At 42.0% G+C, this 24,280-nt stretch carries 20 protein-coding genes; 11 read left to right on the plus strand and 9 right to left on the minus strand.

From position 1 onward, the window contains the following. Positions 1–26: 26 nt before the first annotated feature. From FO440_RS19515 to FO440_RS19545, 7 genes are all read left to right on the plus strand, one after another. Positions 27–1,862, plus strand: coding sequence for an ABC transporter ATP-binding protein (locus FO440_RS19515; protein ID WP_246104277.1), 1,836 nt, complete (start codon positions 27–29; stop codon positions 1,860–1,862). Between the two features lie 263 nt (positions 1,863–2,125). Next, positions 2,126–3,790 carry an ArnT family glycosyltransferase gene (locus tag FO440_RS19520; RefSeq protein ID WP_144249977.1) on the plus strand — a complete coding sequence of 555 codons (1,665 nt, stop codon included), beginning with the start codon at positions 2,126–2,128 and terminating at the stop codon, positions 3,788–3,790. Positions 3,791–4,069: 279 nt separating this feature from the next. Then, on the plus strand, positions 4,070–4,714 hold the full coding sequence (locus FO440_RS19525) for an HAD family hydrolase (protein WP_144249978.1): 645 nt from the start codon (positions 4,070–4,072) through the stop codon (positions 4,712–4,714). Between the two features lie 153 nt (positions 4,715–4,867). Then, the gene (locus FO440_RS19530) at positions 4,868–5,527 is read left to right on the plus strand and encodes an MBL fold metallo-hydrolase (protein ID WP_144249979.1); all 660 of its coding nucleotides are present in this window, start codon (positions 4,868–4,870) and stop codon (positions 5,525–5,527) included. Between the two features lie 233 nt (positions 5,528–5,760). Continuing rightward, positions 5,761–7,167: a TolC family protein gene (locus FO440_RS19535; RefSeq protein WP_144249980.1), complete on the plus strand. Its 1,407-nt coding sequence runs from the start codon at positions 5,761–5,763 to the stop codon at positions 7,165–7,167. 20 nt (positions 7,168–7,187) lie between these two features. Next, a complete protein-coding gene (locus FO440_RS19540; protein WP_144249981.1) occupies positions 7,188–10,442 on the plus strand; it encodes an efflux RND transporter permease subunit in 3,255 nt (1,084 codons plus the stop codon). Beyond that, a complete protein-coding gene (locus FO440_RS19545) occupies positions 10,429–11,556 on the plus strand; it encodes an efflux RND transporter periplasmic adaptor subunit (protein WP_144249982.1) in 1,128 nt (375 codons plus the stop codon). The genes FO440_RS19540 and FO440_RS19545 overlap by 14 nt, the downstream gene beginning before the upstream one ends. Before the next feature lie 69 nt (positions 11,557–11,625). On the opposite strand, the gene FO440_RS19550 is transcribed toward FO440_RS19545, so the two are convergent. The 7 genes from FO440_RS19550 to FO440_RS19580 all read right to left on the minus strand — a co-directional run bounded on the left by FO440_RS19550 (position 11,626) and on the right by FO440_RS19580 (position 19,054). Next, entirely contained in the window at positions 11,626–13,056 is a 1,431-nt protein-coding gene (locus tag FO440_RS19550; protein ID WP_144249983.1) for a serine hydrolase domain-containing protein, read from the minus strand. A 14-nt stretch (positions 13,057–13,070) separates the two neighbouring features. Beyond that, on the minus strand, positions 13,071–13,997 hold the full coding sequence (locus FO440_RS19555) for an aspartate carbamoyltransferase catalytic subunit (protein ID WP_144249984.1): 927 nt from the start codon (positions 13,995–13,997) through the stop codon (positions 13,071–13,073). Positions 13,998–14,097: 100 nt separating this feature from the next. Next, positions 14,098–14,463, minus strand: a complete 366-nt coding sequence (locus FO440_RS19560; RefSeq protein WP_144249985.1) for a four helix bundle protein — start codon at positions 14,461–14,463, stop codon at positions 14,098–14,100. Between the two features lie 61 nt (positions 14,464–14,524). Next, positions 14,525–15,070 (minus strand): bifunctional pyr operon transcriptional regulator/uracil phosphoribosyltransferase PyrR, encoded by a 546-nt coding sequence (gene pyrR / locus FO440_RS19565; protein ID WP_144249986.1) that lies wholly within the window; start codon positions 15,068–15,070, stop codon positions 14,525–14,527. Positions 15,071–15,446: 376 nt separating this feature from the next. Then, positions 15,447–16,097, minus strand: coding sequence for a hypothetical protein (locus tag FO440_RS19570; protein WP_144249987.1), 651 nt, complete (start codon positions 16,095–16,097; stop codon positions 15,447–15,449). A gap of 133 nt (positions 16,098–16,230) precedes the next feature. Continuing rightward, positions 16,231–18,204 carry a 30S ribosomal protein S1 gene (gene rpsA, locus FO440_RS19575; protein WP_144249988.1) on the minus strand — a complete coding sequence of 658 codons (1,974 nt, stop codon included), beginning with the start codon at positions 18,202–18,204 and terminating at the stop codon, positions 16,231–16,233. A gap of 178 nt (positions 18,205–18,382) precedes the next feature. Then, a complete protein-coding gene (locus FO440_RS19580; protein ID WP_144249989.1) occupies positions 18,383–19,054 on the minus strand; it encodes a hypothetical protein in 672 nt (223 codons plus the stop codon). 193 nt (positions 19,055–19,247) lie between these two features. Between FO440_RS19580 and tyrS the strand changes: the two genes are divergently transcribed. From tyrS to FO440_RS19595, 3 genes are read left to right on the plus strand one after another with little or no spacing between them, the layout of a single operon-like run. Continuing rightward, entirely contained in the window at positions 19,248–20,531 is a 1,284-nt protein-coding gene (gene tyrS, locus FO440_RS19585; RefSeq protein WP_144249990.1) for a tyrosine--tRNA ligase, read from the plus strand. 48 nt (positions 20,532–20,579) lie between these two features. Beyond that, positions 20,580–21,065 (plus strand): type II RES/Xre toxin-antitoxin system antitoxin, encoded by a 486-nt coding sequence (parS, locus tag FO440_RS19590; protein WP_144249991.1) that lies wholly within the window; start codon positions 20,580–20,582, stop codon positions 21,063–21,065. After that, positions 21,066–21,518, plus strand: a complete 453-nt coding sequence (locus FO440_RS19595) for an RES family NAD+ phosphorylase (protein WP_144249992.1) — start codon at positions 21,066–21,068, stop codon at positions 21,516–21,518. Positions 21,519–21,523: 5 nt separating this feature from the next. On the opposite strand, the gene FO440_RS19600 is transcribed toward FO440_RS19595, so the two are convergent. Together FO440_RS19600 and FO440_RS19605 are read right to left on the minus strand one after the other, a co-directional pair. Beyond that, a complete protein-coding gene (locus FO440_RS19600; protein ID WP_144249993.1) occupies positions 21,524–22,198 on the minus strand; it encodes a PH domain-containing protein in 675 nt (224 codons plus the stop codon). Positions 22,199–22,258: 60 nt separating this feature from the next. Then, entirely contained in the window at positions 22,259–23,242 is a 984-nt protein-coding gene (locus FO440_RS19605) for a LuxE/PaaK family acyltransferase (protein ID WP_144249994.1), read from the minus strand. Positions 23,243–23,396: 154 nt separating this feature from the next. On the opposite strand from FO440_RS19605, the gene FO440_RS19610 reads away from it, so the two are divergent. After that, the gene (locus tag FO440_RS19610; protein WP_144249995.1) at positions 23,397–24,068 is read left to right on the plus strand and encodes a lipid-binding SYLF domain-containing protein; all 672 of its coding nucleotides are present in this window, start codon (positions 23,397–23,399) and stop codon (positions 24,066–24,068) included. The last annotated feature ends 212 nt before the right edge of the window (positions 24,069–24,280 follow it).

Consider the following 24,280-nt stretch of genomic DNA (forward strand, 5'->3'; position numbering starts at 1 on the left):
TTTTTACTTAATAAGGGAGAACAAGTTTGAATAATAATCCGCCTAAAAAGGCAAATACATCATCATTAACATTTAAGGAACGGCTGCAGGCCCTGCGCAATTTACCCGCGTTTTTTAAACTGGTTTGGGAAACCAGCCCGTTAATGACCATCGTTAGTTTTGTACTGCGCATTATCAGGTCAGCTATGCCGGTAGCCTTGTTGTACGTGGGTAAGCTGATCATTGACGATGTAATTATATTGAGCCACAACCACGCCGCGCAGACCTATCATTTATGGCAATTGGTAGGGTTGGAGTTTGTGCTGGCTATTTTAACGGATGGCCTTAGCCGCGCCATTACCTTAATGGATAGCCTGCTTGGCGACCTGTTTAGCAACCATACTTCGGTAAGGATAATGAGCCACGCGGCAATGCTTGACCTTGACCAGTTTGAAGATGCCGTGTTTTATGATAAGCTTGAACGCGCACGCCAGCAAACGGTAGGCCGTACCATCCTGCTATCGCAGATCATGAGCCAGATCCAGGACCTCATCACCATGGCATTTTTAGCTGCTGGTTTAATGGCTTTTAACCCCTGGCTTATCATTATGCTCTTGTTTGCCATTATCCCGGCATTTCTGGGCGAATCATACTTTAACGACCGCAGTTATTTACTTACCCGTGGCCAAACCCCCGAGCGTCGCGAACTTGACTATGTGCGCTACCTTGGTGCCAGCGACGAAACCGCCAAAGAGATCAAAATATTTGACCTGTCGGGATTTATCATCGACCGGTTTAAACAACTGTCAGCCAGGTTTTATAAGGATAATAAACGGCTGTCTATACAGCGTTCGTTGTGGGGTACTTTCTTTGCTATGCTGGGCAGTGTGGGCTATTACGCAGCCTATGTATTTATCATTGTCGGAGCTATTGAAGGTAAGGTTAGTATTGGTCAGCTGGCCTTTTTAGCAGGCTCGTTCAGGCAGCTGCGGTCGTTGCTTGAAGGGATTCTAACCCGGTTCACATCGGTATCGCAGGGCGCAATCTACCTGAGCGACTTTTTTGACTTCTTCGAGATCAGGCCAAAGATCAAATTGGCGGCAAAGCCATTACCGTTCCCTAAGGTCATTCAGCAAGGCTTTGTCTTTGAGGATGTAGGTTTCAAATATGTAAATGCAGAACGCTGGGCCAACCGTCACCTTAATTTCACGCTGTACCCCGGCGAAAAGCTGGCATTGGTAGGCGAGAACGGCGCAGGCAAGACAACACTTGTAAAACTCTTATCAAGGCTATATGACCCAACCGAGGGCAGAATCTTGCTGGATGGCGTAGATCTGCGTGAATATGACCTTACCGACCTGCGCTTAAACGTGGGCGTTATCTTCCAGGACTACCTGCGCTACCAAATGACATTTGCGCAAAATATAGCGGCGGGTAACATCAACCAGTTACACAATGACGCGCTCATTAAACAATCGGCAAAGCAAAGCCTGGCCGATCTGCTGGCGGCTAAGCTTCCGGGCGGGTACAATCAACAGTTGGGTAAACGTTTTGCCGATGGTGTTGAACTATCGGGCGGCGAATGGCAGAAGGTAGCCCTGGCACGCGCTTATATGCGCGACGCGCAATTGCTGATACTGGACGAACCCACATCGGCCCTTGACGCACGGGCAGAGTACGAGGTTTTTCAGCGCTTTGCCGACCTGACCAAAGGGAAATCGGCTATCCTGATCTCGCACCGTTTCAGTACCGTACGGATGGCCGACAGGATCCTGGTATTAGAAAAAGGCGAACTCAAAGAAATTGGCAGCCATGAAGAATTGCTGATAAAGGGCGGCATCTACGCCGAGCTGTTTGATCTGCAGGCAATGGGGTATAGGTAAAGACTGGCTATTTTATCTCCAGATGGGGGACGCTTTATGTGATGTTTTGTTTCACGCGAGTGTGAAACAAATGAAACAGATGAAACAAGACTTTTGATTAAGTTATTGATATTCAGTTTTTTGTTAAAAATCGGTGAAACAAAATGAAACAAAGAATAAGTCAGTAAGATTAGCTGTGAAATTTCTTTATTTTATTGACTTTCAAATGATTGTAAAATAGCTTTTTCGCTGATAACAAAACTCTGCTTACCTTTACCGCTTATATGGATAACCAAAATTCCGCGATTGCTGTTAAATGGCTTTACCTGTTTATTGGTTTAGCTGTTATTGTAAACTTTAGCGGATTATTTGTACCCATCATCGGCCCCGATGGTACGTTGTATGCTTCCATCGCCAAAACCATGGCATTGCGTAATGATTATGTAGACCTGTATGCCTATGGCGCCGACTGGCTGGATAAGCCGCATTTCCCGTTTTGGATAGCCGCTTTTTCCTTTAAACTTTTCGGGTTTACAACCTGGGCGTACAAGCTGCCGGGCATCCTGTTTTTACTGATGGGCGCTTTTTATACTTACCTGTTTGGCAAAGCGCTGTATAATAAACAAACAGGTTTGTGGGCGGTGTTGATCTTGTTGACCGCTCAACATATCATATTATCTGATAATGACGTACGTGCCGAGCCTTATTTAACTGGCCTTATCATAGCGTCGGTTTACCATTTATATAAGGCACACATCAACAATAATTATTGGCAGTTACTATGGGGCTGCCTGTTTGCCGCTTGCGCTATCATGACCAAGGGCATGTTTGCGCTTATACCAATCGGCGGTGCCATTGCAGGTCATCTGATCATTACCCGGCAATGGAAACAGCTTTTTAGCCTGCGCTGGCTGATAGCCGTTATTTTGGTGCTGATCTTTATTATCCCCGAACTGTATTGTCTTAACCACCAGTTTGACCAGCATCCGGAGAAACTGATCTTCGACAGGCATAATGTATCAGGCATCCGGTTCTTTTTCTGGGACAGCCAGTTCGGGCGTTTCTTTAATACAGGCCCCATAAAAGGCCACGGCGACCCAACGTTTTTTGTGCATACCACGCTATGGGCGTTTTTGCCATGGTCGTTATTGCTGTTTGCGGCCATTTACCAATTTATCAAAAAAGGCAGCAAGCAGGTAAACGTTACCGAATGGTATTGCGTTTCGGGCGCATTATTGACCTTCCTGCTGTTCTCGGCCTCAAAATTCCAGTTACCGCATTACCTGAATATTGTGTTCCCGTTTTTCGCCATTACAACAGCGCAGTACTTGTACAACGTGTCCGGTTTAAAGAGTATCAGGGCTATCCGGGTAACGCAAGTAATTGTTATTGTATTACTCATCGTTATAGTATGCCTGCTGCACTATTTTTATCAGCCTGAAACATTTACCATAGCCATTGGCATTTGCTTATTGATCCTGCTCGTGGCTTTGCTTTTTCTGCCGCAGGCGATTGCCTCAGATACCATTGCCAAAACATTTTTGCGGACGTTGTTAGTTTCGTTTCTTATCAATATTTACCTGAATACCGTATTTTATACCTCGCTATTGCATTACCAAGCGGGCAGCGAAGCAGCCATGTGGATCAATCAAAATAACCATGCAAAACTCCCTGTAGTGCAAATGAGCGACGAGTTTGTGTCGGCCACAAATTTTTATATCAATGGACCTATAATTACGGCAGGCAGCGATAAAGATTACCCGCAAAGCACATTTATGTTATACGCCGCCGCGGATAAGGTTAAAGATCTTGAAGGAAAAGGTTATAAGGTCAGGCAATTACAAACATTTCAACGGTATTGGGTAAGCCGCTTAAAACCGGCATTTTTAAATAAAGCCACCCGCGAGAAAGAATTAACACAGACAGCGGTGGTGATTGTTAGCCGTTAATTAAGTTCTTTGAGCGCTTAAAGTAGTTGAACATTACCCTCTTTCCGCCGAAGGCGAAGAGAGGGTCGACAAGCGTAGCGTAGTCGGGGTGAGTAATAGCCAATGTGCAGTTGTAATTCGCTTCGTCAGGACTCACCCGACCGTCGCTTTGCTCGGTCACCCTCTCTTTCGCAAGCGGAAAAGAGGGTTAACCGAAAGAATTATTAAAAGCGATTTTCTTTGGGATTTAGATTAGTCTTAACGCTCGACCAAAAAAATAAACCCTATTTTTGCCGCCCGATGGATACTTCACTAAAAAGCAAATACGACAGCATAATTTTTGATCTGGATGGTACACTTTGGGATAGCTCTGCCAATGTAGTTTTGGCATGGCAGGCCGCAAAAAACCAGGTTGATTATATAAAAGAAGATTTTACACAGCCCATGATCCATTCCATCACCGGGATGACTTATAAGGCTATTTTTGAGACCCTGCTGCCTTACCTTGATGAAACGCAGCGCGAAGAATTTAAAGCCCTGGCCGGCAAATATGAGCTGGAAATACTTTACGAAAAAGGAGGGGAGTTGTATGCCGGTTTAGAAGAAGCGCTGCAATACCTGTCGCAAAAATACAAGCTGTTTATTGTAAGCAATTGCCAGAGCGGGTACATCGAGGTTTTTTTCAAGATCAGCGGGTTTGAGCATTATTTTCAGGGCCATCAATGCTACGGCACAAAAAGTCAGCCTAAATCAGAAAATATTCTTGACATTATAAAAGACCATAATTTACAAACGCCGGTTTACATAGGCGATACTATGGGTGATTATACAGCTGCTACCAAAGCCGGCGTGCCTTTTATTTTCGCAGATTACGGTTTTGGTGTAGTTAATGAAGACCAGGTGGCAACGATCAGTAAGTTGACCGATTTGGTAACGTTATTATAGTTTGGTACTGGACCCGCTTGACCGACGCTTCGCTGGGTCACCCTCTTTCCGCCAAAGGCGAAGAGAGGGTCGGCGAGCGTAGCGAAGTCGGGGTGAGCAATATTCAAACTTTTCCATCTATTTCAGGTTTAAATTTTATAATTATCCCTCGTTATGAAGATCTCTAAATACCTGCATTCCTGTTTAGTTTTTGAGTTGGATGGCTATAAATTATTGTTTGATCCCGGCAAGTTTACCTTCGCCGAAGGCCTTGTAACACCAGAAGTATTTGCTGATGTAAACGGTATCGTCATTACGCATATCCATCCTGATCATTTAGATATTGACAATCTTAAAAAGATCGCTGATATAAGTAAAGCCTCAATTTACACCAACGCCCAGGTTGGCGAAGCACTGCAAAAACACGGTATCGCACATACCGTATGGCATGACGGGCTGCATCAGCTTGGCCTGTTTAAATTACAGGCGATCCCGGTTATTCACGAGCCTATTTTAGATAATCCCTTACCGCAAATGACCGGGTTTTTGATCAATGATAAGGTGCTGCACCCTGTTGATTCGATGGAAGAAGCTTTATTAAAATATCAGGGTGTTGAGTTATTGATCATGGTTACTATGGCGCCCTTCGCCAATGAACTGCGCATAACTGATTTTGCCGACAGGCTGCAACCCAAACAGATCCTGCCCGTTCATGACGGCTACGCTAAAGAGTTTTTCATTAAACAACGGTACGAGGCGTATGGTAAGCATTTTGAAAAGCGTGGTATTAAATTCAATCATATTTATCAAATCGGTGATAATTTGACTGTTTAACGCTTAATCCCGTTCATAACTCCGAAGCATTTTAAAACTGGCCTCAAGCGTATCGAAATATTCCCCGGACATAAAAAACTTGTATATACATTTACTCAAAATTAAAAGTTTACGTTTAGGGTAATTTCACATACTTATTCGTCATTTTTTAGACCACATTTTTGTTACATTGGGCTAAACATTAGTTTATATGGTCAACTAATATTTACCTTTGTTGCACATAACACCCCGATATGTCTAACTACACTTATAAGTATGTCTTCCTGGGCATATTTTTTATCTTATTTTACAACAAGGCTAAAAGTCAGCAAAAAATTTTAAGCCTTAAAGATGCAGAACAAACAGCGCTTAACAACTACGCCAGCATCAAGGCAAAGGCAAATCAGTTAAATGCGTCAAAAGCATCATTAAAAGAAACACGTGCAGAGGCTTTGCCTGATCTGAACGTTTCTGCTCAGCAGGATTACGGCACTGTGAACGGCCAAACCGGGCCCTTGTTTGGGTATCATGGTTTGTCTGTAGCGTCATCAGGGCCTGCCCTTGCAAATCAAAATTACAATGCCGCGTTTGGTTCATTGTATGTAAGCAACATCAACTGGGACGTTTTTGCCTTTGGCAAAGCAAGAGAGAAAACCAAAGTTCAGGGCGCGGTAGTTGCACTTAATGAAACTGATCTGGTACAAGAACAATTTCAACACCAGATCCGCGTAGCGAGTACCTATTTAAACTTGCTGGTAGCGCAACAATTGAGCAAAGCACAGCAGGATAACCTTGACCGGTCTGTACAATTACAAAAGGTTGTAATTGCCCGCGTTCAAAACGGCCTGAACCCGGGTGTTGATTCTTCACTGGCAAATGCCGAAGTATCAAACGCCAGGATAGCCTTAACCAATGCGCAGCAGGTTGTCCAGGATCAAAGCAACCAACTGGCGCAATATTTGGGTATCCCGCCGCAGGATTTTGTTTTGGATAGCACCTTTGTAACCAAAGCCCCGCCAAAGCCAAACGTTAATCCGCTTATCCCTTTAGATGATCACCCTGAACTGCGTTACTATCGTAACCGTATAGGCGTGAGCGATGAGCAGGCGAAATATTTTAGTACGTTCAGCTATCCAACATTCAGTTTGTTTGGTGTTTATCAGGGCAGAGGGTCAGGCTTTAACTCAGATTATGGCAGCAGCAACTTAAACGATTATACTTCAAACTACGGTGCAGGTGTAAAACCAACCCGCTATAACTACTTATTAGGTGCGGCAGTTATCTGGAATATCACTAACCCTTTCAGGGTGCATTACCAGGTGAAGTCGCAAAAATTCACATCAGATCAGTACCGTAACGAATACGAACTGGTAAATCAGCAGCTAAAAGACCAGCAGGTACTAGCAGAAACCCGCATAGCCAACGCTTTAAAAAACTACGACGAAGCGCCTGTTGAGGTAAAGGCCGCTACCGACGCTTACAATCAAAAGTTTGCACTGTACAAGAACGGGCTGTCAAACATTGTTGATTTTACGCAGGCACTGTATGTGCTTAACCGAGCCGAGGTTGACAAGGATATCGTGTCAAACAATGTATGGCAGGCAGTGCTGTCAAAAGCCGCGGCTACCGGCGATCTGAGTGTGTTCATGAATAATTTTTAATAAAAGATACAGGTTTTACAATGGGAATGATTAAAGGTGCGCTCAGAAAGCCAATTACTATACTTGTTATAGTAGCAGGGCTGTTTTTCTTTGGTATAAGCGCGATAAGAAGTATTAAGATTGATATTTTCCCTGATCTTAATCTGCCGGTTATTTATGTTTCGCACCCTTACGGCGGTTTTACTCCCGACCAGATGGAGGCGTATTTCGGCAAGCAATATGTTAACTTATTATTGTTCGTTTCGGGTGTTAAAAGTATCGAAACAAAAAATATACAGGGTTTAACACTAATTAAAGTAACTTTTTATGAGGGTACAAACATGGCCCAGGCGGCGGCGGAGGTCACGAGTTATACCAACCGTGCCCAGGCCGGTTTCCCGCAGGGTTCACAGCCACCGTTTATCTTAAGGTTTGATGCTTCTACCTTACCTGTGGGCCAATTGGTACTAAGCAGCCCGACACGTACCAACAACGAATTGCTTGACTTTGCTACCATATATATCCGTTCGGCGTTTACAACTATTCCGGGCCTTGTGGCGCCGGCTCCGTTTGGTGGTAACCAGCGTACAGTTGTAATCAAGGTTGATCCGGATGCGCTGCGGTCACATAATTTAACGCCGGACCAGGTAGTACTGGCCCTGCGCGACAATAACCAAAACACACCTGCGGGTAACGTGCGGATAGGTAACTTAAATTACCTGGCGCCGGCCAATACAACTATAGCTAAGGTGCCTGATTTTGGTAACATACCGCTCTTTAAAAATGGTGTACAAACCGTTTTTTTACGCGATGTGGCCACTGTTGAGGATGGGGCGGACGTTACACAGGGTTATGCCCTGATAAACGGGAAGCGCTCGGTTTACCTGCCTATCACCAAATCGTCAACAGCTTCGACATGGGATGTGGTTCAAAATCTGAAAAAGGCGATGCCGAAGTTCCAGGCATTGTTGCCTCCTGATGTGAAACTGTCATTCGTGTTCGATCAATCTATTTATGTAATAAACGCGGTAAAAAGCTTGGCCGAAGAGGGTGCCATTGGCGCAGTACTTACCGGTTTAATGGTATTGCTTTTCCTGGGTGACCGCCGGGGGGCATTGATCGTAATTTTGACGATCCCTACCTGCGTAATTTCAGCGATATTCTTCCTTTCATTGTTCCACCAAACCATCAACATCATGACGCTGAGCGGGCTTTCGCTGGCTATCGGGATCCTGGTTGATGAGTCGACGGTAACTATTGAGAATATTCACCAGCATTTTGATATGGGTAAACCCAAGGCCCTGGCCATATGGGATGCCTGTAAGGAGATTGCTTTCCCTAAGTTGCTCATCTTGTTTTGTATCCTGGCGGTATTTGCCCCGGCATTTACCATGAGCGGTATCCCCGGCGCGTTGTTCCTTCCGTTGGCGTTGGCCATTGGTTTCTCCATGATCGTTTCTTACCTGTTAGCCCAAACATTTGTGCCAATTATGGCCAACTGGCTGATGAAGAACGAGCATGAAGACAAGAGCCACAAAGACGGCTACGCCATGGATGACGAAGGAGATCATTGGAAACAAAAAGAACTTGCTGCCGAACATGCGACAAATATTAAAGGTAAAGACCTTAAAGGGTTTGATAAATTCAGAGTTGGCTATCTTAACCTGATAGATAAAATGATGCCGCACCGCAAAATAATTGTGTGCGCATATATTATCGGAGCTTTTGGTCTTGCTTTCTTAGTATTCAACATTATCGGGCGAGACATATTGCCCAAAGTAAATAGCGGCACTTTCCAGGTAAGATTGCGCGGTGCGGATGGTACCCGTTTAGAAAGAACGGAGGTTACCGCTGTAAAAGCTTTACATGTGTTAGAAAACTTGGTAGGGCGTGAAAACGTGGCCATAACCTCAACAATGGTTGGGCAACACCCGTCGTCGTTCTCAACCAACCCGATATATTTATTTATGGCCGGGCCGCAGGAAGCCGTTATGCAGGTCAGCCTTGCAGAAAGCTATAAAGTGAAAAACCTGGATGAACTGAAAGAAAGATTCAGGCTGGCCCTGAAAAAGGCGATGCCCGATGTAGCCATCTCTTTCGAACCGATTGAGCTTACAGATAAAATTTTGAGCCAGGGATCGCCAACACCAATAGAAGTTGCCATTGTTGGTAAGAATAAAAAGGAAAATGCAGACTTTGCCAACAAGATAGTCAACAAGCTTAAAACAATTGACTACCTGCGCGATGTACAGATAGCGCAATCTTACAAATACCCGGCTATCAATATCGACATTGACCGTACCCGTGCTGCCGAACTGGGTTTAAGTATCAATGACATATCACGTACGTTAACGGCATCAACATCGTCGTCAAGGTTTACCGAGAAAAACAACTGGATAGATCTGAAAAGCAATTACAGTTACCTGGTACAGGTGCAGGTGCCTGAATATAACATGGCCAGTATTGAAGATATTAAGGAGATTCCGGTGTTAGCCAATCAGTCAAGGCCTAACATGGGCGACGTAGCTACCATCACTCAAAAAACAACCAACGGCGAGGATGACGATATCGGCGCGGTACCTACATTGTCGGTAACTGCCAATACCTATAACAAAGACCTGGGCAGCGCCGCACGCGATGTACAAAAGGCGGTAGACGAAGTAGGCAAACCACCACGCGGCCTTACTGTTGAACTGCGTGGCCTGGCTAATACACTGGTAGAAACATTAGATAGCCTGCAGACCGGCTTATTGGTTGCGGTACTTGTGATATTTTTAATGCTTGCAGCCAACTTCCAGTCGTTCAAAGTTTCGCTGGTTGTGTTGTCAACTGTGCCGGCAGTATTGTTTGGTTCGTTATTGCTGGTTAAGTTAACCGGCGCTACACTTAACCTGCAGTCGTATATGGGTATGATCATGTCGGTAGGCGTGTCCATATCGAATGCAGTACTGTTAATTACCAATGCCGAAGAATTGCGCATGCACAACGGCGACGCGATAAAATCGGCCCGCGAGGCAGTTGCATTGCGTGTACGCCCGATATTAATGACAAGTTTGGCCATGGTTGTAGGTATGATCCCTATGGCATCAGGTATCGGCGAAGGCGGTGATCAAACCTCACCATTAGGCCGTGCGGTTATCGGCGGTTTATTCGCGTCGACGTTCGCTGCCCTGTTAGTATTACCTTTGGTATTTGCCTGGGTACAAGGCAGTGCCAGCACACAATCTGTTTCGTTAGATCCTGAAGATAAAGAAAGTAAATTTTATGTCCCTTTGCACCACAATGAACATCACTAAAAATAAATCGGTACTTACCCTGATGGCTTTAGCCATGGGTACTATTTTCCTAACCTCGTGCGGTGAGGATAAAAAAGAAAAAGAAGAGCAGGATGCAACGGTAAAACAGGTTAACGCCATTGATACCCCGGCTGTATCTTTAATAACTGTTACAAAAGGTAAGCTAAACTCAAGCATATCTGTACCCGGCGAATTAATACCTTACCAGGAAGTTAACCTGTATGCCAAGGTAAACAGCTATGTTAAAAAGTTAATGGTTGATATAGGTTCCGAAGTTCACAAGGGACAGTTGTTGGCAACACTTGAAGCGCCAGAGATCAACTCGCAACTGGCATCGGCAAAATCAAAAATAGAGCAGCAAAAAGCAGTTTATTTTGCCAGCAAAGCTACTTACGACCGCTTGGTAAATACCAGTAAAACGCCCGGTACCATATCTCAAAATGATCTAGAACAGGCAGAGGCCAAGAAAAACTCGGACGCTGCCAATGTTGAAGCCGCAAAGTCAGATTATGCAGGTGTAGCCGCTAACTTGAATTACCTTGAAATACGCGCGCCGTTTGATGGTGTCATTACACAACGTAATGTAAACCCGGGCGCTTATGTTGGCTCGGGTGGTAATGGCAACGTGCCGCTTTTTGTTGTGCAGGATCAAAAAAGAATGCGTCTGGTGATCTCTATCCCTGAAAGCTCGACCGGTGGCCTTAATAATAAAGATAAGGTCACTTTTAGCGTACGCTCGATCCCTAACAAAAAATACACGGCCCAGGTTGTAAGGCTTGCAGGTGCTTTGGATGAAAAGCTAAGGTCTGAACGTTTGGAGATGGACGTTTATAACAAAAATAAAGAGCTGCTGCCCCACATGTTTGCCGAAGTTGATGTTCCGCTGCCATCAAGAGATAGTACGCTTATCGTCCCTAAAAGCGCTGTAGTAACCTCGACAGAGAAGGTGTTTGTTATTACGGTTATTGATCACCATGCACATTGGGTTGACGTTAAAAAGGGAATCCAATCAGGCGATAATACAGAAGTTTACGGCGACTTAAAATCCGGCGATAAAATAATTAAAGTTGCTACCGATGAGATACGTGACGGGCAGATTGTAAAAGACAACTAAGACTGGACTAAGATTCTTTGGATTCAAGGATGATAGGATTAGATATTCTATCATCCTTTTTTTGGGTCATTACTGCAGTAACTTTAATAGCCCAACCCCGGTAGTATCTGTGCTTGCACCTGAGTTTGACAGGATAATAACCGCTATATTCTTTTCGATATTATAAGCCAGGAAACTGCTGCTGCCGTCTGTGCCGCCGTTGTGGAAATAATAATTCACGCCATCTACATTAATGATATGCCAGCCCATGGCCACTTTGGTATCATTACTAAAAGTAATTTGGTGGGTTAGTTCAAATGCTTTTGACAGTTTGGTATCAGCCTTAACCATATTGGCTTTGGTGTACAACAAAAGGTCGTTTATGGTCGATCGTAATGAGCCGCAGGCTGCCAGCGCGTCAAAATCCCAGGCTGGTGTCTGGCTGCCATTCTCATCGTAAACTGTGGTAAATCTTGTTGAAATTAGCGGGTATAAATGTTGTACGGTGCTATTCATACCTAAGGGTTTGCAGATAATATCGCTTACTAACTGCTCGTATTGTTTACCGTTTATACGTTCTAAAATAATGCCCAGTAAGCCAACGGCCAGGTTGGAATAAGCATATCGAGTACCCGGTTCGCTTCTTAAAGTGCAATTCTTCAGATAGCTAAAAAGCATACCCTTGTTATAGTTTTTATAGGGGTTTGTTTCCTGGTAAGCTTTCTGCGCGGTAAAGTTTGAAGGCAGACCGGGTAAACCCGATGTATGATTGGTAAGGTTAACCAATTTAATATTCTTTAACGATGGATTAGTTGCCACAGAGTCTGGCAGGTATTTGGTTATGGGGTCGGTCAGGCTCAGTTTACCCTCGTTAACATACCAGGCCAATAGGGTAGCCGTAAAAGTTTTGGTGATGGAACCAACCTCATAAATCGAACCGATGTTAGGTAACTGCCCATTGCCTTTTTTGGTTTCACCGTAATTATAGGTGCGCGATTGCCCGTCTTTAAAAATGGCTATGCTCATCCCAACCGTATTCGATTTCTGGATATAGCCTCTCACAACCGAATCTACTTTTTTATCCAACGTGGTTTTTAATTCGTTGCTTGACACCACGCGTGCTGACTTATTGCTCACAAATTCTGTAAATGGTTCCAGTTTAAAATAGGTCAGCTTATCGTTGTCGCCAATACTTATGGTGAGCTGCATGGTTACCGCGTCCATCTGCATTTTGTAGGTTGCGGTAAGGTTGTTTACAAAGGATAAGAGCGAGTCTTTTTTTATCGGGCCAAGCGCAAATAATTCACGAAAGAGGTAATCGCGGAACGTTCCCTGCGTAATAGATTGCTTAAACCGGATGGCAGCCAGGTCATAAATTGCGTCAGCATCTTTGATTTTGCTGTACTTTTTTATCAGCCTGAATACTGAATCTGTCTTTTTTAATTGAAGGCTTTGGGCTGATGTATTTACAGCAACAAATAGCCCCAAAATCAATAATATTATCCCCCTCACCAATCTCATGGGCAAATAGTTTATTATGGAGTTTGACCAGCCAGCAGGTAAAGCACCGCCATGCGGATAGCTACGCCGTTTTCTACCTGGTCTAATATGATGGATTGCTTACTATCGGCAACATCGCTGGTGATCTCTACACCACGATTAATAGGGCCGGGGTGCATTACAGTTATTTCCTTATCCAACGAGTCTAAGATCTGCTTATTAAGGCCGTACAGCATCGTATATTCGCGCAGCGAAGGGAAATACTTGATGTCCTGTCTTTCCAGCTGTATGCGCAGCATATTGGCTACATCGCACCAGTTAAGGGCCTTGATAAGGTCATGCTCAACCTTTACGCCCAGTGCGCCAATGTATTTTGGGATAAGCGTTGTAGGGCCGCAAACCATTACTTCGGCACCAAGCTGTTTCAGGCATAATATGTTTGAAAGCGCTACACGCGAGTGCAGGATATCGCCTACAATAACCACTTTTTTACCGGCAACATCGCCATATCGTTCGCGGATAGAGAAAGCGTCAAGCAATGCCTGAGTAGGATGCTCATGTGCTCCGTCTCCGGCGTTTACTATCTGGGCCTTTACATGCTTTGATAAAAAGGTAGCAGCACCGGCATAGGGATGGCGCATTACCACCATATCCACTTTCATGGCCAGGATATTGTTTACGGTATCTATCAGGGTTTCGCCTTTGCTAACTGATGAAGATGAAGCAGCAAAATTTACCACATCGGCAGATAAACGTTTCTCGGCAAGCTCGAACGATAAACGGGTACGGGTTGAGTTTTCGAAAAATATATTGGCAATAGTAACGTCACGCAACGATGGAACCTTTTTTATCGGGCGGTTTAGCACCGTCTTAAAATTATCGGCAGTTTCAAATATCAATTGAAGATCGGATACGTTCAGATCCTTTATTCCTAATAAATGTCTTGTGCTCAGTCCTGCCATGTTTTTTTAAAATATCGAACATCGAATGACGAATATCGAATAATGAGTTATTTAATGTTAAATAATAGAAAGGTGAATTTTAGAAGCCTTTCTGTATGATTTATTTTAGATTATTTTTCTTTGCTGTATCAATACTTTTAACAAAAATTGATATTAGTTGATTGCATTCATCTTTTACCAATACTACCTCGTTAACTGCGAACAGCTTTTTCCTTTCTATAATTTTTTGAGAGATAAAAGATTCTCTTAACTCTTTTAATATGATTTTCATTTTATGAATAAAATCATTTCTTGACTCTGCCGATTGGGCTTCTCCATAATTTAGCGCCGGAGAACATCCCGAACGTACCAGTTGCCCGGCGATATAGTTTCCAAGCCTGGTGTTAGGCAAACCTTCAACAATGTTTGATATTATAACGGCAAAATCTATTAATCTTTCTTCTAAATCAAATTTGTTATCAGCCATTATTATACTTCGTAATTCGAAATTCAAAATTCAGTGTTCGATATTTTGATTTTAACCTACACTATTTAGCTTCTGATAATAAAACTATCTTATCCTCACCATCTGTTTCTTTCCAGCTAACCACAACTCTTTGCGACGCGATGGAATCAACCTCAATACCAACATAATCTGCAGCTACGGGGATGTGGCGCGAATAGCGACGGTCCACCAGCGTTAGCAGCTCTACTCTTTCAGGCCTGCCAAAGGCAAGCATGGCGTCCATTGCCGCGCGTATGGTCCGGCCTGTCCAAAGCACATCATCCATCATGATCACTTTTTTGCCCTCAATAATAAAATCTATTTTGGTTTGATTAGGCACCAGAGGCGATTCGCGCCTGCGGAAATCGTCCCGGTAAAAGGTTATATCCAGGTCGCCCTGTTCAATAGTATGCCCGGGCAGTATTTTGCGTAACTCTTCGGCAACACGTTTGGCTAAATAAATGCCGCGTGGCTGAATGCCAATTAATACAGATTGTGAAAAATCGTTATGATTTTCAATTAACTGACGACATAGACGTTGTATGGTGATTTGAAATTTTTGACCGTCGAGCAGCGTTAGATTTTGCATCGTATGGGTGGATTTGGGCAAAGGTAATAATTTTAGTGATTACTTGTGTACATAGATTTTCTTAGGCAAACGTGGACATGATCTTATATCAAAATGGGTAATTCAAATAAATAATAAATATTACACCTTTCGGGAATATATGTTATATTTACGTTGCTGATAATCAGTAACCTAACATAAATCCTTGTCTAATGTCTGTACGTAACCGCTCATACGAAAACCTGGTGCAATTTGTATTTGGGTTTATGATTGCATTGGCAACGTGGTACTCGTTGGTTATTTTTTTGGGGCATTTAATTTCCCGGTATTTATTAAAGTAAGATCTAATTAATATTTATCATTCAGTCTAGGTTGTTAGGTACTGCGGGGCACTAAACTAATTTTTGAACTTATTCCATACGTTTAGGCCTTTTGGTTTTACATCCACGTTGTACTTAGCTACTTTAGTAATTAAGTACAGGTTAATTTTCGCTGCATTCCTGTTAACGGCATCTATGTCTGCATCTATTTTAAGTCTGTTGATGCTATTGTTTTCTACTTCAAAATATTGAGCATAGGCTTCTAAATAGACACATTTATATAGATAATCATTGTGGCTTTTAATTGTAAAATAAAACCCTTTGCCAGGAAACTGATTAAACAGGCTGATTACTTTTGACAGATCTATTTCTTTTTTACTTAAATATTTTATATATTCTTCACTACGTTTTGATAAAGGCATATAAAATAAGGTATCCTTGTTAAAATCATTGTGATGCTTGATTTGATCTTTAAGATTATCGGCGTTTAATAATACTTTTCCTTCAATTTGCACCGGCAAAAAAAAGCTGGTATGTTCTATATCAGTCATCACAAAAAAAGACTTCCCTTTTTGTTCCCTTAGCTTCTGCTTGTAGTAATTGACAATGTCGGCTTTACTTATTTTGGTGATATAATATCCTTTTATTGATATTAAAGAATCCAAATCTCCGGCTCTAACGCATTGCATCAGGGGCAACAAAATAACTGTTAACCAGATTCTTTTCATCTTTAATTGTTAAGTGGTTTGGGTTGTAATGTACAGACTTTTAGAGTATAACTAAATCTATAAATAAAATCTCAAAAAACAAAAAGCCCCATCGATTGCTCGACAGGGCTTTGAAAAAAATATTGGTTAAAGCTTATTTAGCTTCTTCTTCAGATTTTTTAGCTGCTGCTGCTTTTTTAACAGCTGCTTTAGTTTCTGCACCTTCCATTTGTTCTTTCAATTGGGCAAGTACACTTAAATCACCTAAAGTTGATTTTTCAACCGAATCTTTCACTTTCTTAACCGCGTTAGTTGCAGATTTTGCTTCTTTTTTACGGTTTTCGAAATCTTGTACACGAGCGTCAGCGCGAGCTTCTTCCCAGATACGTGAGTGTGAAATAACGATACGTTTGTTTTCTTTGTTAAATTCGATGATCTTGAAGTCAGCTGTATCTTCAGCTTTTAAGCTCTTACCATCTTCTTTAACCAGGTGTTTGGTAGGTACGAAACCTTCAACACCATAAGGTAAAGCAACAATAGCGCCTTTGTCAGTTACTTTTAACACGGTACCTTCATGTATTGAATCAATAGTGAAGATAGTTTCAAAAGTATCCCAAGGGTTTTCTTCTAATTGTTTGTGGCCTAAGCTTAATTTACGGTTTTCAACATCAAGTTCTAAAACAACCACGTTTAATTTTTCACCAACTTTAGTGAATTCATTAGGGTGGTTGATTTTTTTAGACCATGAAAGGTCAGAGATGTGGATCAAGCCGTCAATGCCGTCTTCCAGTTCAACAAACACACCAAAGTTGGTCATGTTTTTAACTGTAGCTACGTGTTGTGTACCAACAGCATAACGTTCGGCAGCATTTTGCCAAGGATCTGGAGTTAATTGTTTGATGCCTAATGACATTTTACGCTCGTCGCGGTCTAATGTCAATACTTGTGCTTCAATTTCGTCACCAACTTTTAAGAACTCTTGCGGATTACGCAGGTTTTGAGACCATGACATTTCTGACACGTGGATCAAACCTTCAACACCCGGGATGATCTCTAAGAAAGCGCCATAGTCGGCAACGGTAACTATGCGGCCTTTAACTTTCGAACCAATTTGGATTGCTTCGTCAAGTGATTGCCAAGGATGAGGAGTTAATTGTTTCAAGCCAAGAGCGATACGTTTTTTCTCATCATCAAAGTCAAGAACAACAACGTTGATCTTCTGATCCAATGATAAAACTTCTCTTGGATGCTCAATACGGCCCCATGAAATATCTGTAATGTGTAATAAGCCATCAACACCACCAAGGTCAATAAATACACCAAAGTCAGTAATGTTTTTAACTGTGCCTTCCAATATCTGGCCTTTTTCAAGTTTGGCAACAATTTCGGTTTTTTGGTTTTCCAAATCGTCTTCGATAAGCACTTTGTGCGATACCACAACGTTTTTAAACTCGTGGTTTATCTTAACAACTTTAAACTCCATTGTTTTGCCCACGTACACGTCATAATCCCTGATAGGTTTAATGTCGATCTGTGAACCTGGTAAGAAGGCTTCAACGCCCATGATGTCTACAATCAGACCACCTTTTGTTCTGCTCTTAACAAAACCGGTAATGATCTCATCGTTATCCAGTGCAGAATTAATTTTCTCCCATGATTTTTGAGTTTTTGCACGTTTACGAGAAAGTACCAACTGTCCGTTAGCATCTTCTTGTGACTCAACAAATACGTCAACTTTGTCACCGATCTTAAGATCAGGTGTATCACGGAATTCAGAAACAGATACCAAACCATCAGATTTAAATCCAACGTTTAATACTACATCCTTGTTGTTAACATTTACAACAGTACCGGTGATAATTTCGCCCTTGGTGATCGAACTGAAAGTTCCATCATACAATTTCTCCATTTTCTCGCGCTCGCTGTCGCTGTAGTTACCAAATTTTTTGTCGTCAGCATCCCAGTCAAAATCTGCGTTAGGTACTGATGCAATTTGAGATTTGATCTCTTCGATTGATATTGAATCAGCCTCTGACTCAATAGTTTCTTTTTCGCCTGTCGCAGTAACTGTATCCAGCTCTGCTTCTTTAGCTTTTAATTCTTTTTCTGCTTCTTGTTTTTTTGCCATTAAATAATTTATCTCCTTTTCCCAATTTGTTAATTGGGACTGCAAAGGTACGACTATATTTTATTCGAAGAAATTTTATTTAATGTTAAATGCTGATTTTTAAGGCTTTTTGTAAGATAAAGGCTGTTTTTTGCCCATATTACTTACCCACAGCCTATTAAGGTGGTGAAAATGATAGCTATGCCGCTGATAATTTGCTTTCGATCTCGGTAAAAATTGACATAAAATCAGGCAATAAAAAATGCCGGTAAGCAATCAGCACGTCGGTCATCAATGTTTCATGCTGTGGGGTAAAAGGGTTTTCCCATACGCGCATACAAATGCGTTTCAAAGCATAGGTGATCTGGTCGGCCTCGGCATAGGTGTGCAAATATTCTGATCGTTTAAAGCCATCGTAAAAATGAAAGAAGCGGTCGTTATTTGTTAGCCCGGCACTAACCAGGAAATCGTCTATTACATGAATATCGCATTGCTTTAAATGATTGTAAAAATCATCCGCAGTTACTTTGTTAGTGGTAAGCAACAGGTTGTCAATGATCAGCTCGACAGCTATATGTCCCAAAAAAAATGGCTTAACTGGCGACCCGGCAATGGCTGGGATCAACTGTTTTTTTAATCGGTGCGAGTGGGTTGTGAAAAAATCAGCCGAATGAAAATGACGGTCTACCTCTAAATGCTTGTTCCATCCCGCTACTATGCTGTTTACTTTTGGATCGGCATGGTGCAGTTTTTCAGGGTGCAATATGATGGTTTTATCGGCATTCTTTAACAAGTCGGGCAGTACGGTTCCCAATATAAAGTAACAGTCGTTAACGTTGCGGTCAAAGTAATAATGAGATAAAAAATTCATACATGTGCCTCAAGCTAAAAGTAGGAAAAAATACCCGTAGTAACATGTAATTAAGCATTAAATTAATTTTTAATGCTTAATAGTTATTAAATTAACAATAATGCTATTGTTTTTCTTTTCTGCACCAAAGCACATAATCTGTTATCTTTGGCGTCCCGATGGATAACGGGAATGAAAAAGATAATTTACACCAATGAATTTTGTTGAAGAACTACGCTGGCGGGGCATGCTGCATGATATTATGCCCGGAACTGAAGACCTGTTAAATAAAGGTATGACATCAGGCTATATCGGGTTTGACCCGACCGCCGATTCATTACATGTTGGCCATTTAACCCAGATTATGACATTGATCCATTTTCAAAGGGCTGGTCACAAACCTTATGCATTGGTTGGCGGCGCTACAGGTATGGTGGGTGATCCTTCAGGTAAATCCGCAGAGCGTAATTTATTGTCTGAAGATGTTTTACAACATAATCTTGAATCAGTACAGCTACAACTTCAAAAATTTCTTGATTTTAACACCGGGGCAAATAGCGCCCAAATGGTGAATAACTACGATTGGTTTAAAAGTTTTACTTTCCTGGATTTTATACGAGATGTTGGCAAACATATCACTGTAAATTATATGATGTCCAAAGACTCGGTAAAAAAACGCCTTGAAGGGGATACGGGCATGTCGTTTACTGAATTTACCTATCAATTAGTTCAAGGATATGACTTTTATTATTTGTGGAAACATAACGATTGCGTGTTACAAATGGGAGGATCTGACCAATGGGGAAATATAGTAACCGGTACAGAACTGATCCGTCGTAAAGATGCAGGCGAAGCTTATGCTTTAACTACTCAGCTTATTAAAAAAGCTGATGGTACTAAGTTTGGCAAAACTGAAAGCGGGGCGGTTTGGCTTGATCCGGCACGTACAACACCTTATCAATTTTATCAATTCTGGTTAAATACTACCGATGTAGATGCCAAAGCCTACATAAGAATTTTTACTTTGCTTGAACGTGAAGCGATAGAAGCAATGGAAGCCGAACAAGATGCAGCGCCTCATTTACGCGTACTGCAAAAAGCATTGGCAAAAGATATCACTATCCGTGTACACGGTGAGGCCGAGTATGAAAAAGCTATTAAATCATCTGAGTTTTTATTTGGCAATACCGGCATCGAGTTTTTAAATGAATTGAACGAAGCTGAAGTGATTGGTTTGTTTGAAGGTGTGCCTAACTTTAAGATTGCTTTATCCGATCTGCAGGCAGGTATTAACTCTGTCGATTTGTTAGCTGCAAGTACTGCGGTTTTTGCATCAAAAGGTGAGGCTAAGAAAATGATACAAGGTGGTGGCGTAGCTATTAACAAAGTTAAAATTGAGTCACCCGAAAGTGTATATAACGCAGATGCATTAATTGGCGGGAAGTTTTTGGTAGCACAAAAAGGAAAGAAGAATTATTTCTTAATTGTTGTTGAATAATTTGATATTGCGACAAAATGTTTATATATTTGGATAAATGTCTGATATATGAGCGATGATATCAAAAATGACAGTTTAAATGAGCCTATGGCCGTTTATGCTGTGCAATCCAGTAATTTATTTAGCAATCTGTTAGGCAATACTACAGTGCAGTTTAACTTTATGAGCGATTTTGATATCCTTGATACTACGCGCAAGGGTTTGCCTAAAAACCTTTTAATGGCTTTTGCTAAACGGATATCACTAACCTTACAAGAGTTTGCTAACATTATGCATATTTCTGAGCGTACTTTGCAGCGTTATGATGATACCGAGATCATCAAAACTGAGTATGCAGAAAAGGCCGTTGAGTTAGCGCGCCTTTATACCCGTGGCGAAGAAGTATTTGGCTCTTTAGATAAATTTAAAGCCTGGATGAAAACCCCGCTTTATGTTTTTAAAGGCGTGGCACCGGTTTCTCTTTTAGATACATCTATCGGTTTTGATATTGTTTTTAAAGAGCTGGGCCGTATTGAACACGGTATTTTTGCCTAAATGCTGCTTTACAGGATAGTTAAAACCGCTTATGCCGATCTGAGCGGCAATGGCGCCCGATTATACGGCGGCCGCTGGAACAGCGAAGGTAAACCGATGGTCTACTTGGCTTCGTCAAGATCATTGGCCGTGCTTGAGGCGCTGGCGCATTTAAGCCCTACAAACATTCCGGATGATTATTGCATGCTGATAGTTGAATCGCCCGATGATGCTTCGATCACCTTAGATACTAAAACGTTGCCCGAACACTGGAACGAGTATCCCGAACAAAATATTTTAAAACAGATCGGTAATCGTTTTTTGCTGGATAAGCAACACCTACTGCTTAGGGTGCCTTCTGCTATAGTTAATGAGGAATATAACTACTTATTAAACCCGCTGCATGCTGATATGGAGAAAGTTAAAATAATCAGCAAGCAGCCGTTTAAATTTGATGCACGGCTGCTTGCGTAATTTTCTTATAAATCGTTCAGCAATTCCAACTTTTTGTGATTGTATTCTTCCTGCGATATCAGGCCGTTATCAAACAAAGTACGTAGCTTTTTAAGTTTCTCTGTTAATACATCGGGTTTTGGTTCTTCATGAACTACTACCGGCTCGGGTTTGGGCTCAGGAGCAGCAGGTATTGGTTGTTGTACAGGTTGTTGTTGCGGTATATATGCTGCCGCTACAGGCTGCGACGGATTTTCAAACTGCACCGCGCCTGATTCTGCGCGTTTTTCTTCAAGATCGCGTAAACGGCGTGCTTCCCGCTCAGACTCTTTACGCTCTTGAGCGTATTGGTATAATTTACGGGCCTGTACCTTTGGCAGGTAATCAACGCCCATTTCGGCACCGTTGGTGGTTTTTACACTGAATATAGCGCCTATGATCTCTTCTTTAGTATAAACGTCAACAACGTCTTTCCAAACAAAATCAACAAATTTTATAGACAACCCCAGGTTAGCCGGAGTGAAAAATAATACACGTTTATTGGTTATGGCGATGCAATCTGGCAATAAGTTAACCAAAGGTTTTTTCTGAGCTGCTATGTATATTATTTCTTCGCCGGTGGTTAACAGGTCAACCAGGCGGGTATATACTTTCTCAATAGCCTTAGGGTCTTGTTCGTCTTGCAAAAATTTCTCTATCATCGTATCACTTATATTTTGAGCTGCAAAAATATATAAATTCTGTTAGTTGTATATTAAGTTTTACGCTATCAATAAATTACATCCTCGGATATCAGCATTGTCAAATCTGCCCAATACCTCGAAAGATCCATCCTCATAGATCTTCCCCAGATCTTGGGTGGCTATGAATGCGCACGAGTTAATATTTGCCAGATCGATAACATTAATGCCGCCGGCTTTGCCGTTGGTAACTATGCTTAACGGATCATTAGTATCACGGGTAATAATACGCATCCATGGGGGACAGTTAAAAATACCGGATCCTTTTGAATAAGCTTGTGATAACAATTCGGTCATGCCGTATTCTGAGTGAATGGCATTAACGCCAAAGCCTTTACATAACGTATCATGCAATTCTTCGCGGATCATTTCTTTACGACGGCCTTTCATACCACCAGTCTCCATAACTATCAGTTCAGGAAAATCAATCTGGTATTGCTCAACAAAATCAAGCAAAGCAAAGGTTACACCTATCAATAGCGTAGGTTTATTAGCTTGTTGCTGCTTTTTAAGCTGATCAAAAAGATCAGCATGGTTATAAAGATAAAAGCCGCTATCAGCGTTATCTGATTGGGTAATCAGGTCCTGAGCCATGTAAATGAGCGATGATCCCTGTCTTTCTAAATAAGCCGGCAGCAAGGCAAGCACTGTATAATCTTTGATATCGCCATAAAACAATTGGGATGCTTTTCTGAAACTTTCTTCATACCAGCTAACATCTGTTATGTAGTGGCTGCTGGTTATCATACCTGTTGTGCCCGAACTGGTAAAAGTTACCTGTACGTTGTCTGTCGAGCTTAAAATGGTGTGCCCTTTAAAAAATTCGATAGGCAGGAAAGGGATTTGCTTTACCGATGTTACGGCAGCCGGGTCAATGCGCAGCCCCGCGATAAAATCAGCGTAAACCTTACAGTTTTTTGCCTGATGTTGAAAAACCTGCAGGGCAGTGCTGTCAAATTCTTCAGGACTGTTTATTGAAAATACCTGTTGTTTATCGGGCTTCATTGCCGCAAAGATAAGTACCTGTGCAGATATGGCTGTATGTAAATATTGATATAGGATAATATTATGACCAATACTCGTTTAATTGTGTAGATATTCGGCCAAACAACTCGTGGCGTTACGGGTTGTAGCATTAATTAAAAAACGAACAAAAAAAATGAAAACATTAAAGTTATTTATACTGCCGGTACTGTTAAGCGCATTTATTGTATTGGCATCGGCAACGGATGCTGGCAAAGAAACCGAACGGATCCATAATGCGGCAAACGTGTTAAAGGCCTTTGGTAAAATGAAAGAAAGTATCCCCCATCAATTAATAACAGATTACCAGGGAGTGGTGATCATTCCAAACTTGATCAACGCGGGTTTTGTTGTTGGTGGTAAAAGGGGCAGGGGTATAGCTATGGTGAAATTAGCCGACGGCAAGTGGAGCGATCCTGTATTTATTACGTTAACAGGTGGCAGCCTGGGTTTACAAATTGGTGTGCAGTCTGTAGATATGATTTTGGTATTCAGGCATAAAGGTGTGCTTGCTAAAGTTAAAAATGGCGATTTTACCATTGGTGGTGATATCTCTGCCGCCGCCGGACCGGTTGGGCGCAGTTCGACCGCGAGCACCGATTACAAGCTTGAAGCTGAAGTGTATTCTTATTCACGCAGCAGGGGATTATTTGCCGGGGTGACCATACATGGCTCAAATTTAGCAATTGATAAAAGTGCTAATGCCGCGTTTTACGGTAAAGAACTAAGTTCGAGCGAGATCTTCGAAACCGGCAAAAGTACCAATGAGGCCGTGGGAGTGTTAAGAACTACCTTAGGCGCATTGTAATTATTTGACATCATTATAGCGATGGGTTTTAATCCATCGCTACTAAAAACTAACTTTCTGGTAGTTAAAATTATGAGTTTCATAATTTTTGCCAATTACTCATCTTTTCGGGCCGATTATAACTTGATTATTGAATAAAAATCGTTTATTAGCTGTTGAAACAGGCAATAGCCGGCGTGTTTATGCGCATTCACAACTGAAATGTTTATAGG

The sequence above is a fragment of the Mucilaginibacter corticis genome (genome assembly GCF_007558865.1).
Lineage (GTDB): Bacteria > Bacteroidota > Bacteroidia > Sphingobacteriales > Sphingobacteriaceae > Mucilaginibacter > Mucilaginibacter corticis.